Here is a 13,338-nt window from a genome sequence, read left to right as displayed (position 1 = left end):
ATTAGTTTCATGTTTTGTATCATCAATCAATCAATGTTTAGCATCAACTAATCATCAATCAAAAAACGAACTATCATGTTTAAAAACTATCTAAAAATAGCCTGGCGAAATCTTCTAAAGAATAAAGGATACACGTTTATAAATGTCGGAGGGCTCGCTTTAGGAATGGCGGTTACCTTAATCATAGGACTTTGGATTCAAGATGAGCTATCGTATAATAGCTATTTTAAGAACAAAGAGCGTATTGCCCAAGTTTTTCAATCGCAAACCTTTAATGGCAAAACAGGAACCTGGTCTGCCATACCAAGACCTTTGGAGAAAGCCTTAAGAGATGGTTATGGTGATAATTTTAAGCATTTGGTCATGTGTTCTTGGACCAATGATCATTACTTAAAATATGGTGAAAAGAGTATATCTAGACCTGGTAATTACATGCAACAGAATGGACCTGAACTTTTTGGTCTAGAAATTATTAAGGGAGAACAAGATGCGCTACGGGAAATCAACTCCATTATGTTATCGGCATCAACGGCAGAGGCACTGTTCGGTAATGAAAATCCTATAAATAAAACGGTCACCGTAAGTAATGAGCATAAGTTGAATGTAAGTGCGGTGTATAGTGATATACCTGTAAATAATTCTTTCAACGACACCGATTATATCATTCCTTGGGAGAAGTATTTGGCAGTCAACGAATGGATTCGTAACGCAGAGGATTCTTGGGGGAACAACTCCTTCCAAATGTTCGTGGAGTTGGCAGATAACACTACCATTGAACAAGTAACGGATAGAATAAAAAATGTAAAAAAAGATTTAAACGAAGATACGGCTCAGTTTAATCCGCAGATCTTTTTGTTCCCAATGAAAGATTGGTATTTACGTAGCAGTTTTGAAAATGGCAAACAAGAAGGTGGACGCATAAAGTACGTGTGGTTATTTGGTGTCATTGGAGCTTTTGTTTTACTGTTGGCTTGCATCAATTTCATGAATTTGAGTACGGCTCGTTCAGAGAAAAGGGGCAAGGAAGTAGGTATACGTAAATCTATTGGTTCTCAAAGAGGGCAATTGATCTATCAATTTTTAAGTGAATCGTTTCTCGTTGTTCTGTTTGCATTTGTAGTAGCTATGGTATTGGTGTTACTTTCTTTAAACGGATTTAATGAGCTATCTAGAAAAGAAATATCCTATCCGTGGGATAATGGTATGTTTTGGTTAGTGTCATTGCTATTTATAGTGTTCACTTCCTTGTTGGCAGGTAGCTACCCGGCTTTGTACCTATCATCTTTTAAACCGGTAGATGTGCTTAAGGGTACCTTCAAAACCGGAAAATATGCAGGGTTGCCAAGAAAGATATTGGTTGTAGTACAGTTTACGGTCTCGGTAGCTTTTATCATAGGAACGGTAATTGTTATGCAACAAATCAATTTTGCAAAAAATAGACCTGTTGGGTATGATAAGGAAGGATTGATCCAAATACCGACTTTCAGTCAAGATTTTGTGGGCAAGTATGATTTAATGCGAGCTGAATTTATAGGGTCGGGAGCAGTAGTGGAAATGTCGACTTCTAGTAGTCCCACTACCCAAATTTGGTCGAACAGAAGTGGTTTTACATGGGAAGGCAAACCGGAAGGATTTCAAGAAGATTTAGCTTGGACAGAAGTCTCACCTGAGTACGCTAAATCATTAAATATTAAAATTTTAGAGGGGCGTGATTTTTCAAGGGATTTTGCTTCGGATTCCTTAGGGGTGTTGATCAATGAAACGGCAAAGAAATATTTGGGTATGGAGAATCCTGTAGGGCAGTTGTTAAGAGACGATGACGAAGAAGACCCCAATCCGCCATTAAAAATAATTGGTGTAGTGCAAGATATGATTACCCAGTCTCCTTATGAACCGGTAAAGCAAGGAGTGTATGTGTATGATAGGCATGATAATGCCAGTTATTACAACATGCGATTAAATCCAAACCAAAGCGCTACTCAGAATATTACAACCATAGAAAGTGTATTCAAGGAACATTTTCCAGAAATACCATTTGAGTATGATTTTATAGATGGGGAATATGGAGAAAAATTTGCTTCTGAAGAACGTATAGGAACCCTTTCTGGGGTATTCACGGCACTGGCAATTCTAATTAGTTGTTTAGGATTATTTGGGTTGACCTCATTTGTTGCGGAGCAACGTAAGAAAGAAATAGGAGTGCGCAAAGTGCTAGGGGCATCTATCTTCAATGTATGGAACATGCTTTCCAAAGACTTTTTAAAACTAGTGGTGATCTCTTGTTTTATTGCCGTACCTATAGCTTATTTCATTATGAATGGTTGGTTACAGGAATATCCGTATAGGGTAGTGCTTAAATGGTGGATTTTTGCCATTGCCATGCTTGGGGCTATGTTGGTGACTATTGCTACCGTTAGCTTTCAAGCTATTAAAGCTGCAAGGGCAAACCCCGTAAAGAGTTTAAGAACAGAATAATTTGAAAAAATGTTAAGAAATCATCTAAAACTATCCTTAAGGAATCTATGGAAAAATAGAATGCTCTCCTCATTAAATCTATTGGGGTTAAGTATTGGTATTGGTGGTGTGCTAACGCTTATGTTTTCGGTATATGCTTATTATATAGCAGATGATATGATACCGGACCAAGACCAGATTTTTTATCTAAAGACACATTTGGCAGACGGTAATGATTACAATGAAGCGGTATATCCATTACTTGATAAGATAAAAAGCACTTCGCCAGAAGTGATTGCGGGTACACATTTACATGGTTGGGGTAATATTTGGTTAGAGGTAGGAGATAATGAATTTCAGAAAACAACTACATATGCCGATCCTGAATTTTTTGATGTTTTCGCGCTGCCTTTAAAATATGGCAACCAAAGTACTGCGCTAAATGAAAAGTATTCAGTTGTTCTGACGTACAAGGTAAGTAAGCAATTGTTTGGGGAAGAAAATCCCGTGGGGAAGAGTTTAATTGCGGCAGACACTTTGAACTTAACAATTACAGGGGTATTAGAACCAATAAGTCCTTACTCTTCTTTTCGGTTAGATGTTTTAATGCCCAACACGATCTTAAAGGATAATGTAGGTTTTAAAAATCAGGATAATTGGGATGACAGTTTTTCACCGGTATTTATGAAGCTACGTCCAGATGCTGATATTCTAGAATTTGAGAAGCGTGTAGGTCAACTGGTAAGGGAAAATTATGAAGACCCTTCAGTAATTTCACGAATGGAGGTAATACCACATGCTGAGGTCCGTATTGATTCTATACCCGTAGTAGAAATTATAATTGCAGGAAATATAGCTACATCTTTTTTTGTGCTCCTTCTGGTACTTGTAAACTTACTGAACTTGAATACCTCTACTATGTACCGTAGAACTAAGGATATTGCAGTACGTAAAATATTAGGTGGTAGTGGAAAAGGAGTGATTACGCAGTTTTGCTTAGAAAACGGAATTTTGGTAATACTATCCATATTAATTTCTGGCGGATTGTTCTTTGGCTTCTTACTACCCAAAATGAATGATATTTTTGGAGCTGATTTTGGGGAGATTAATTTTAGTTTGGCAAATGATTACCTTGTAATATTGGATGCTGTTTTATTAGGTGTTGTAGTAACGTTGATAGTTGGTATTTTACCAACGTTACGGTTTATTTCCTTGCCGGTTTCTCAAGGGGTAAAAGGTAAGTTAGATAGTGCTAAGGGAAGTTTTATTTTACGAAATACATTTATCATTTTTCAGTTTGCCATAGCCATTCTTTTTATCTGTGTGGCTGTTATTTTAAACAGTCAGATTAGTTTTATGAAAAAGGCTGATTTAGGTTTTGAAAGAGAACATGTAATAGTGGGTAATATTGACCTTGATTTTAAAGATATAGATGCTGCTAAGTCTAGCTTTAAAGCGCTTTTAAATGCCTTAGAGGCAAATCCGTATGTAACCAATGTAGCTACAAGTCAAGCCATACCGTCAGATTACTACTTTAACTACACCCGATTTTATGATGCAAATACGGATACCGATGTGCGTCTTCGTCGTTCTTTTGCCGGTGCGGGTTATTTAAGTACACTTAAGATTCCGCTAGTAACAGGTAGGGATTTTAATAGGGAAATGGATAATGGTGATGAAAAACCTGTAATCATAAATCGTAGTGCCATGGCCGCTTTTGGTTGGACTACTATAGAAGGGAAGCGTTTAAAATATAAAAATGACGATTTCATTGGTAATCCTGTGGTTGGTGTCATGGAAGACTTTCATTATCAAGACTTACAAAATGCTGTTGAACCTTTGGTTCATTATTATCGAAACGAGGACGAATTAGAGAAGCATCGTTACCTGTCAGTTAAAGTAGTTGACGGTAAAGAAAAAGAGGTTAGGGATATGATTGCTTTAGCATTCTCTAAAATAGATTCTAGAAAAAATTATGTACAAAGTAACCTTGGTGAAAAAGTAAGCGGACAATACCGTTTAATGGACGGTATGTTGAAAACCGTAAATGTGGTAGCGTTACTTACCATATTTATTTCATGTCTAGGTATGTTCGGTCTAATCTCCTTTATGGCAAAAAGAAGAATAAAAGAGATAGGTATTCGTAAAGTTTTAGGGGCAAGTGTATTGAAAATTGTAGTGTTACTTTCAAAGGATTATATGATTTTAGTAGGCATTGCAACTATTGTAGCATTTCCCGTTGCGTGGTATATGATGAATGCTTGGTTGGGCGGTTTTGCATACAGTATATCAATTCAATGGTGGATGTTTGCCCTATCGGGCTGTATTGCATTATGCATAACCGCATTTACTTTAGGTATGCAAGCCATTAAAGCTGCAAGGGCAAACCCGGTAAAGAGTCTAAGAACGGAGTAATATAAAAGTCATCAATCAATCAAAATAAAAATCAAATCATGTTTAAGAATTATATAAAAGTCGCTTATCGAAACTTATTGAAAAATAAGGTGTTCACTGCAGCAAATATTGTGGGATTGACCTTGGCATTTGCAGTTGCACTATTATTGACGATGACAGCGTTGTTCGAGTTGTCATATGACCAATTTCATGAAAATAAAGATTCGGTCTATCAAGTCTATTACACGAATCAAATTCCAAAAGGTTCAGATATTTCTACCGCTAATCCGGTGCCTTTTGCTCCTGCTTTAAAAGAAGAGGTGCCAGGTGTACAACAAATATCAAGGGCATTGAGTGAAAATGCGCTTGTGTCGTATGGCGATAACGATTTTAATTTAGATGCAGAATTTGTAGATGCCGACTATTTTTCAATTTTTAGTTTCCCTACACTTTTGGGGGATACTAATAAACCAATGCCTGATCAAAACTCGGTATCCCTTACAGAAAAAGCTTCTAAAAAGCTATTTGGCACTACCGATGGTGTTGGGAAAACCGTAAGAATTCTAATAGGCAAAGAAGAAAAACCCTTTACGGTTTCCAGTATTTTAAAAAACATACCAGATAATAGTAGTGTCAGTTTTGATATTGCTATTCCATTTGAAAGCCATTGGGATTATAAAGAATATACAGATGATTGGGATTCTCAAAATCACCCAGTATACCTTCAATTGGCTGACGGGGTTTCTAAATCTCAGTTTGAAGAAAGTACGGTAGCGTTTACTCTTTTGCACAAAGAAGAGCAAATGAATAATATGAAGCGTGATGGGGCACAGCCAGATGTAAACGGTAATTACAGTCAACTTAATTTATTGCCTTATACAGATAAACGTTTCGCAAATTTTAATTCTGGCGTACTGCAAATAAAAAGAACATTTCCTTATATGATTTTAGGCATCGCCTTTTTGATCATTTTTATTGCCTGTGCCAATTTTGTGAACATGAACATTGCCTTGGGTGAAAAACGCCTTAAGGAAATTGGTATGAGAAAAACCCTTGGTGCCGTAAAAGGACAGCTTTTTGGTCAATTTTGGTTAGAGAGTTTAATGGTGTTCGCCATTGCGATAGTTTTGGCACTAATACTCTCTAATTTATTAATTGGTCCCTATAAAACACTCTTTAATACAGATGCTACTTTTCAGAATTTAATGACGCCTGTTATTTTGGGTAGCTTTTTATTGGGGATTTTAATAGTAACCTTGTTTACAGGTGGTTACCCGGCATTACTTTTAAGTAAGCTAAACACACTAAAAGCTCTGAAAGGCAAATGGGAATTGGGAAAAAACGGAGTACGCAATGCGTTGATAGTAGTACAGTTTGTAATTGCGATTGTATTGATAACAGGAACCTTGGTTTTTCAAGGGCAATTGCAGTTTATGCGCAATAAAAATCTTGGATTTAATAAAGAACAAGTGGTTTCTATACCATTAAACGGAAAGAAAGACAGTTACCGCGTAATAGAACTTATGAGAAATGAGCTTCGCGGAAATAACAATATTTTAAGCGTAACAGGATCTGATAACAACTTGGGGAGAGGTAGAGATGGCAGCATGTCTATTAGTAAGTTTGGTTTTGAACATGAAGGCAGAATAGTAAATAGTAATGTGCTCAATGTAGATTATGATTATGCAAAGACATTGGATATTCAATTGTTAGAAGGGCGAATGTTCAGTAAGGATTACAGTGCAGATAGTTTAAGTATGGTAATCAATGAGGCTATGGTGAAAGAGCTGAATGAAGAAGATAATCCCTTAGCTACAAGAATATATTTCGATGAAGATTCTGTAGCTTATAATGTCATTGGTGTATTAAAAGATTATAATCATCAAGATATTAGTAAAAGCATAGAGCCGCTTACTTTTTTTCTCGACAAAAATTATGATTTGTATTATGCCTACATAAAAGTTGCACCTGCAGATATGGCAAGTTCTTTTGATGCTATTAAAAATGCCTGGCAGAAAGTAGAGCCGAATGCAGAATTTTTAGGTTCGTTTATAGATGAAAATATAGATAGAACCTTTAAAAAAGAGAAGTCTATGGCTACAATTATTACCGCTGGTTCTATTTTAGGTATTGTATTGAGTTGTATCGGTTTGTTTGCCATGTCGTTATTAGTTGTTGCACAACGAACAAAAGAAATTGGCGTACGCAAGGTAATTGGTGCAAGTACATCATCAATAACCATATTATTGACCAAAGACTTTTTAAAGTTGGTAGGCATAGCGTTCATTATAGGTGCGCCAATAGCTTGGTTCGCTTTAGATAAATGGTTGCAAGATTATGCATTTAGGGTACCGTTAAGTATCTGGTTTTTTGTTGGTGCAGGATTGTTAGCTGCCCTAATTGCGCTTTTGACAGTAGGTGCCAGAACCATGAAAGCTGCAGCGGCAAACCCTGTAAAGAGTTTAAGAACGGAATAATTTCTAATCAACAACCACTAATACACTATTTCACTAACCAACTAATTCACTATAAAAAGATGTTATTACAATTAAGGAATATTTTCAAATGGGTTCAGCAGGGCGGTCAACGTATTTTCTTGCTGAAGGATATTAATCTTGAAGTTCAAGAAGGGGAATTTATATCGATCATGGGTCCGTCGGGATCAGGGAAATCTACATTGCTTAATGTGATTGGTATGCTAGATACGTTTGATGAAGGAGAGTATGATTTTTTGAACGAATCGGTTCATTCTTTAAAAGAGAAGTATCGTTCTAACTTGTATAAAGAGTATATCGGTTTTGTTTTTCAATCATACCATTTATTAGATGATTTAACGGTAGAAGAAAACCTAGAAATGCCTCTATTATATAAGAAGGTGAAAGGTTCAGAACGTAAAGCATTAGTAGCCGATATGTTGGATAGATTCAATATTGTAGGTAAAAAAGATTTGTTTCCCACACAGTTGAGTGGAGGACAGCAGCAATTGGTTGGTGTGGCGCGTGCACTCATTGCAAATCCTAAACTGATATTGGCAGATGAACCAACGGGGAATTTAAACTCTCAGCAAAGCGAAGAAATCATGCAGCTTTTTAAGAAATTGAACGAAGAAGATGGGGTGACCATCATACAAGTAACACATTCCGAGAAGAATGCAGCATACGGTTCAAGGATCATCAACCTTCTAGACGGAAGAAAGATTTAGTCTTGAAATGATGATTTATCCTAACTTTTTAAATATATAGGATAAATCATCAAATAATAATCTATATCTAAAATGTCACTTCGAGCGCAGTCGAGAACTTATATGTTTTAAGGAAATTTTCAAGAAATTTTTATTAATAAAAGTATTCTGACTTAACTTAAAATTACATATTCCAAAAACCAACAACCAACAACCAACAACCAACAACCTGCCACTAATCCGTATACCCTTCAGGATGCATTTCGTCAAATTCGGTTTGGTCTTGAAAAGCTTTAGCTAATAAAAGAATACTTGCTTCATCATATAAATTAGAGACTAGAGTAATACTTGTTGGGTGTTTTTTTTCATCCAATCCAGTAGGGATTGAAATTGCCGGGTGACCGGTTAGATTCGTTGTAATCGATAACCTATTCCCAGAGCTTGGAGAAATAAGAACATCGTAATCTTTCATGATAGCCTGCATTTTTTCAATGAGCACTTGTCGTTGTCTGTTTGCTTGTATGTATTCCACCGCAGGAATAAAGCGTGCTTGACGTAAAGAATTTGCTCTAGAACGTTGAGTTTGCTCTACCATTTTATCCACTTCTTCAGCACGAACCATATCGTCGAAAAATGCTCCCGCTTCTGCTCTTAGTATGACATCAAAACTGTTGTAGGGAATGTCTTTTGGTAATTCCACTTCGTTAAGTGTAAGTCCCATTTCTTTAAAAGTTGCAATTGCCTTATCCAGATTCACTTTACTATCCGAAGAATCTTTTTCTATGTCACTTTTTAAATAGGCTATTTTAAGCGATTTATAATCTTTAGTAGGGTCAAATCCGTCAGGGTAATCCGTAGTCATTCCGTCTTTAGGGTCTTTTCCTGCAATAACACTATATACAATTGCGCAGTCTTCTGCACTTCTTGCCATTGGTCCTACTTTATCCATAGACCAACTTAAGCTCATAACGCCATGTCTACTAACCCTACCATATGTTGGGCGTAAACCTGTAATTCCATTTCTTGTACTAGGTGATAAAATAGAGCCCAATGTTTCGGTACCTAATGCATAAGGAACCAAACCTGCAGAAGTTGCCGATCCAGAACCTGCTGATGATCCAGAAGCACCTTGGGTTGTATCCCACGGGTTTTTAGTTTTTCCATCAAACCAAACATCACCACGAGCTAGAGAACCTGACACCAATTTTGCCACTAGCACTCCGCCAGCATCTTGTAATTTTTGAACCACACTAGCGGTCATATCAATTTGTTGATTGCGGTAAGGTTCAGCACCCCATGTAGTTTTGTAGCCTTCCACTGCCATTAGGTCTTTTACACCGTAAGGAATACCATGAAGAATTCCGCGATAATTACCTGCAGCCAGTTCGGCATCCATTTTTTTAGCATGTTCCAACGCCATTTCTTCTGTTATGGTAATGGTACATTCTAAAATAGGATTGTATTTCTTTAATCGACCAATAAAGAACTCTGTCAATTCTAGCGAACTTATTTTTCTGTTTTTGATGAGCGATGCCAGTTGAGGTATGGAATAAAAAGCAAGGTCCGCCTTTTTAGAAGGAAGCGCTATATTCTCTGGTATTTCCCATTCCGGGAATCCGTTTTGTGGTTTTGGCTCAAAATTCATAGGTAGCGGGTCAAACCGAACCGCAGGTACTACATCGTAGTCTAGAGTATATTTTCGTAGGGAATCAAACCCTTTTTTATTCCGCTGTAAATAGGGGTATAATGTGTCAATGTATTGTTTGCCAAAATCTAAACCTATGAGTTTCTGTGATCGTTTTACATCTTTTTTAGAGAATTCATTTTTAGAGCTAGTACAAGATGTAATGATTAATGAAGTAAGTAGACTAAAAAATAGAAACAGGGGTAATCTTTTTGTAGGTTGGTACATGTTAGTTGGTTTTAAGAGGATTCTAAAGTACGTCTTTTAGAAAGTTTATGATATTTGATAAATCATAAAAAAATGTGAATTGAATTTCTGATAAAAAGAGTTTCTATTTATAATGGCATATTCATTTTCAATACGCTAGCTTCCTAATCTAACAACTAAGGATTATCTTTGTAACCTACTTGCTAATAGGCGGGTTTTGAATGAATTTTAAAATGAAGATAGATAAAAAGGATGTTTTAAAGGCGTTGGAGCATATTACCGTTCCTGGAGAAGGCCAAAACATGGTAGAAAGTGGTGCAGTGACCAATATTCAAATTTTTGGTGATGAGGTAGAGGTTGATATAACTATTGCCAACCCAAGTTTACAAGCACGTAAGAAAACCGAAGTGGAGATTTTAAAAATCATCCATAAAGAGGTGTATGAAAAGGCTAAAATCAAAATAAATATTAAGGTTGATGCTCCTGCAGCCAAACCGAAAACAAATGAGATAAAAGGAAAACCTATTCCTGGTATTACCAATATTATCGCTGTTGCCTCAGGTAAAGGTGGTGTAGGTAAGTCTACGGTAACTGCTAATCTAGCGGTGACTTTAGCTAAAATGGGTTTTAAAGTAGGGCTTTTAGATGCCGATATTTACGGGCCGTCAATGCCTATTATGTTTGATGTTGCCAATGAAAAACCATTAGCGGTCAATGTAGAGGGCAAGTCTAAAATGAAGCCTGTAGAGAGTTATGGTGTGAAATTATTGTCCATCGGATTCTTTACACAGCGTGATCAGGCAGTAATTTGGAGAGGGCCTATGGCGTCAAAAGCATTGAACCAAATGATTTTTGATGCACATTGGGGCGAGTTGGATTTTATGTTGATCGATTTACCACCGGGTACTGGAGATATTCATTTAAGTATCATGCAGTCATTGCCTATTACGGGTGCTGTAGTTGTGAGTACACCACAAGAGATTGCACTGGCAGATGCTAGAAAAGGAGTAGCCATGTTTCAACAAGATTCTATAAATGTACCTGTTTTAGGTATTATTGAGAATATGGCATACTTTACACCGGCAGAATTACCTGATAATAAATATCATATTTTTGGTAAGAACGGAGCTAAGAATCTAGCAGAAGATTTAAATGTGCCTTTCCTTGGTGAAATGCCTTTGGTACAAAGTATACGTGAAGCTGGTGATGTTGGTAGACCAGCGGCACTACAAACAGCAACACTTGTTGAAAAGGCATTTGAAGAATTGACAAAAGAGGTGGTAAGTGAAGTGGTTTCTAGAAACAAAACAATGCCACCGACCGAAGCAATAAAAATTACGACAATGGCGGGTTGTTCGCCGGTTAACAAAAAATAGATATGACTGCAACAGAGCTTAAAGTAAATGTGGAAAAAGCATTGGAAGAAATTAGACCTTTCTTACAGAGCGATGGTGGAGATATTAGTCTTATTTCTATTGAAGATGAATCTGTAACAGTGCGTTTAGAAGGTGCATGTGTTGGTTGTAGTGTCAATCAAATGACATTAAAAAGTGGGGTAGAGATGACGATTAAAAAATACGCTCCACAGATTCAAAATGTAATTAATATAGAAGGTTAAATCTTGATAATTGTCATGATATTTAAAACAATAGATTGATAATTTTGAGTGCAATTACAAACAGTTTCAGTAATGATTAAAACCGATATATTAATAATTGGCGCGGGACCAACAGGGCTTTTTGCCGTTTTTGAAGCCGGACTCCTAAAACTTAAATGTCACCTAATAGATGCCTTGCCACAAGCTGGTGGGCAGTGTTCAGAGATTTACCCTAAAAAGCCTATTTATGATATTCCTGGTTTTCCAGAGGTATTGGCGGGCGATTTGGTAGATAATTTAATGGAACAGATTAAGTCTTTTCAGCCAGGTTTTACCTTAGGCGAGCGTGCCGAGACTATTAAAAAATTAGATGATGGTTCTTTTGTTGTAACTACAAATAAGGGGGCGGAACACCATGCGCCAGTTGTTGCCATAGCTGGCGGATTGGGAAGTTTTGAACCAAGAAAACCATTGTTGGACAATTTGACAAAATTTGAAGATAACGGTGTTGCTTACATGATCAAAGACCCAGAAGTATATCGCGATAAAAAAGTGGTTATAGCAGGCGGTGGAGATTCAGCGCTAGATTGGAGTATCTTCTTGGCAGATGTAGCATCGCAAGTGACATTGGTACATAGAAGAAATGAGTTTAGAGGAGCTTTAGATTCGGTTGAAAAGGTTCAGGAATTAAAAGATCAAGGAAAACTTAATCTAATTACTCCGGCAGAAATTATTGCCTTAAATGGTGATGATAAATTAGAGTCGGTACTTATCAGGAAAATCTCTGATGCTAAAGAAGAACAAGTTTTAGAGGTCGATAATTTTATTCCTTTATTTGGACTCTCTCCAAAATTAGGTCCAATTGGCGATTGGGGATTGGAGATTGAAAAAAATGCTATAAAAGTTGACACGTTCGACTACCAAACAAACATACCTGGTATTTATGCCATAGGCGATGTAAATACATATCCTGGTAAGTTGAAACTGATCCTTTGTGGTTTTCACGAAGCAACGTTAATGTGCCAAAGTGCCTTTCAAAAAATTCATCCAGATAAAAAGTATGTCATGAAATACACTACTGTAGGTGGTGTAAGTGGTTTTGATGGAACTAAAAAGGAAGCGCCAAAAGCAGTAGTGAAAGCAATTGATTAAAGTAGTGAATTAGTTTGATAGTGAAATAGTAGAATGACCATACAGCGTTTTGAAGATATGCAGGTGTGGTAAAAATCACAAGATTTAGCAGTTTTAATTACTAAAAAATCTTTAAACTTGAAGCATCAAATTTTTATAAGAAAAACGGTTGAGTTAATTGAAAAGTCATTTGAAATTTCCGGAAAACTTTACGTACTAATTCAATGTTCAAACTAAACTAGTTCACTAAAACCTAACTACTAAATACTATTAATGACCGATATCAAAATAAAAATAACCGACCGCGAAGGAGTGTTACACGAAATAGACGCTCCTACAGATATGAATATGAATCTAATGGAGGTTGTTCGTTCTTATGAACTTGCCCCAGAAGGTACAATAGGCATTTGTGGCGGTATGGCTATGTGTGCATCTTGTCAATGTTATGTATTATCAGATACGGAACTTCCAGAAATGGGAGATGATGAAGAAGCAATGCTGTCTGAAGCTTTCAATGTAAAAGATAATTCACGCCTTGGCTGTCAATTACATATCACCGAAGATATGGACGGACTAGAAGTTGAGCTAGCCCCGGAAGAGCTTTAAAACTTCATTGCGAGAAAACGAGATGCAATCGAGATTGACAAAGCAATTTGTTTGATTGATTTCAAAAGCTCGTAATAGACTTGT

Annotated in this window: 9 protein-coding genes; 8 read left to right on the top strand and 1 reads right to left on the bottom strand. The window is 36.7% G+C overall.

What is annotated here, in order from left to right; genetic code table 11:
- Positions 1 to 75 precede the first annotated feature (75 nt).
- Genes P177_RS17915 through P177_RS17900 form a run of 4 tightly spaced genes read left to right on the top strand, consistent with a single transcriptional unit; the run spans position 76 to position 8,050 of the window.
- Positions 76 to 2,475, top strand: coding sequence for an ABC transporter permease (locus tag P177_RS17915; RefSeq protein WP_036156991.1), 2,400 nt, complete (start codon positions 76 to 78; stop codon positions 2,473 to 2,475).
- A gap of 9 nt (positions 2,476 to 2,484) precedes the next feature.
- On the top strand, positions 2,485 to 4,869 hold the full coding sequence (locus P177_RS17910; protein WP_036156989.1) for an ABC transporter permease: 2,385 nt from the start codon (positions 2,485 to 2,487) through the stop codon (positions 4,867 to 4,869).
- A gap of 38 nt (positions 4,870 to 4,907) precedes the next feature.
- On the top strand, positions 4,908 to 7,325 hold the full coding sequence (locus P177_RS17905; RefSeq protein ID WP_036156987.1) for an FtsX-like permease family protein: 2,418 nt from the start codon (positions 4,908 to 4,910) through the stop codon (positions 7,323 to 7,325).
- A gap of 59 nt (positions 7,326 to 7,384) precedes the next feature.
- Positions 7,385 to 8,050: an ABC transporter ATP-binding protein gene (locus tag P177_RS17900; protein WP_036156985.1), complete on the top strand. Its 666-nt coding sequence runs from the start codon at positions 7,385 to 7,387 to the stop codon at positions 8,048 to 8,050.
- A gap of 214 nt (positions 8,051 to 8,264) precedes the next feature.
- Here P177_RS17900 and P177_RS17895 read toward each other — a convergent pair whose 3' ends face one another.
- Positions 8,265 to 9,941, bottom strand: a complete 1,677-nt coding sequence (locus P177_RS17895) for an amidase (RefSeq protein ID WP_036156983.1) — start codon at positions 9,939 to 9,941, stop codon at positions 8,265 to 8,267.
- Between the two features lie 212 nt (positions 9,942 to 10,153).
- Between P177_RS17895 and P177_RS17890 the strand changes: the two genes are divergently transcribed.
- The 4 genes from P177_RS17890 to P177_RS17875 all read left to right on the top strand — a co-directional run bounded on the left by P177_RS17890 (position 10,154) and on the right by P177_RS17875 (position 13,254).
- Positions 10,154 to 11,296, top strand: coding sequence for an Mrp/NBP35 family ATP-binding protein (locus P177_RS17890; RefSeq protein ID WP_036158767.1), 1,143 nt, complete (start codon positions 10,154 to 10,156; stop codon positions 11,294 to 11,296).
- A gap of 2 nt (positions 11,297 to 11,298) precedes the next feature.
- Positions 11,299 to 11,538, top strand: coding sequence for a NifU family protein (locus P177_RS17885; protein ID WP_036156981.1), 240 nt, complete (start codon positions 11,299 to 11,301; stop codon positions 11,536 to 11,538).
- Between the two features lie 72 nt (positions 11,539 to 11,610).
- Positions 11,611 to 12,669 carry an NAD(P)/FAD-dependent oxidoreductase gene (locus P177_RS17880; RefSeq protein ID WP_036156979.1) on the top strand — a complete coding sequence of 353 codons (1,059 nt, stop codon included), beginning with the start codon at positions 11,611 to 11,613 and terminating at the stop codon, positions 12,667 to 12,669.
- Between the two features lie 252 nt (positions 12,670 to 12,921).
- Positions 12,922 to 13,254 carry a 2Fe-2S iron-sulfur cluster-binding family protein gene (locus P177_RS17875; RefSeq protein WP_036156977.1) on the top strand — a complete coding sequence of 111 codons (333 nt, stop codon included), beginning with the start codon at positions 12,922 to 12,924 and terminating at the stop codon, positions 13,252 to 13,254.
- Positions 13,255 to 13,338 lie beyond the last annotated feature (84 nt).

Source organism: Maribacter forsetii DSM 18668 (genome assembly GCF_000744105.1).
GTDB lineage: Bacteria > Bacteroidota > Bacteroidia > Flavobacteriales > Flavobacteriaceae > Maribacter > Maribacter forsetii.
Note: the sequence above shows the minus strand (reverse complement) of the source record. Positions and strands in the feature narration are given on the sequence as shown.

Bases quoted from the DNA above. Each gene is read 5' to 3' on its own strand.
- P177_RS17915 (WP_036156991.1), top strand. From the start codon at position 76: ATGTTTAAAAACTATCTAAAAATAGCCTGGCGAAATCTTCTAAAGAAT.
- P177_RS17895 (WP_036156983.1), bottom strand. From the start codon at position 9,941: ATGTACCAACCTACAAAAAGATTACCCCTGTTTCTATTTTTTAGTCTA.
- P177_RS17880 (WP_036156979.1), top strand. From the start codon at position 11,611: ATGATTAAAACCGATATATTAATAATTGGCGCGGGACCAACAGGGCTT.
- P177_RS17890 (WP_036158767.1), top strand. From the start codon at position 10,154: ATGAAGATAGATAAAAAGGATGTTTTAAAGGCGTTGGAGCATATTACC.
- P177_RS17900 (WP_036156985.1), top strand. From the start codon at position 7,385: ATGTTATTACAATTAAGGAATATTTTCAAATGGGTTCAGCAGGGCGGT.
- P177_RS17910 (WP_036156989.1), top strand. From the start codon at position 2,485: ATGTTAAGAAATCATCTAAAACTATCCTTAAGGAATCTATGGAAAAAT.
- P177_RS17885 (WP_036156981.1), top strand. From the start codon at position 11,299: ATGACTGCAACAGAGCTTAAAGTAAATGTGGAAAAAGCATTGGAAGAA.
- P177_RS17875 (WP_036156977.1), top strand. From the start codon at position 12,922: ATGACCGATATCAAAATAAAAATAACCGACCGCGAAGGAGTGTTACAC.
- P177_RS17905 (WP_036156987.1), top strand. From the start codon at position 4,908: ATGTTTAAGAATTATATAAAAGTCGCTTATCGAAACTTATTGAAAAAT.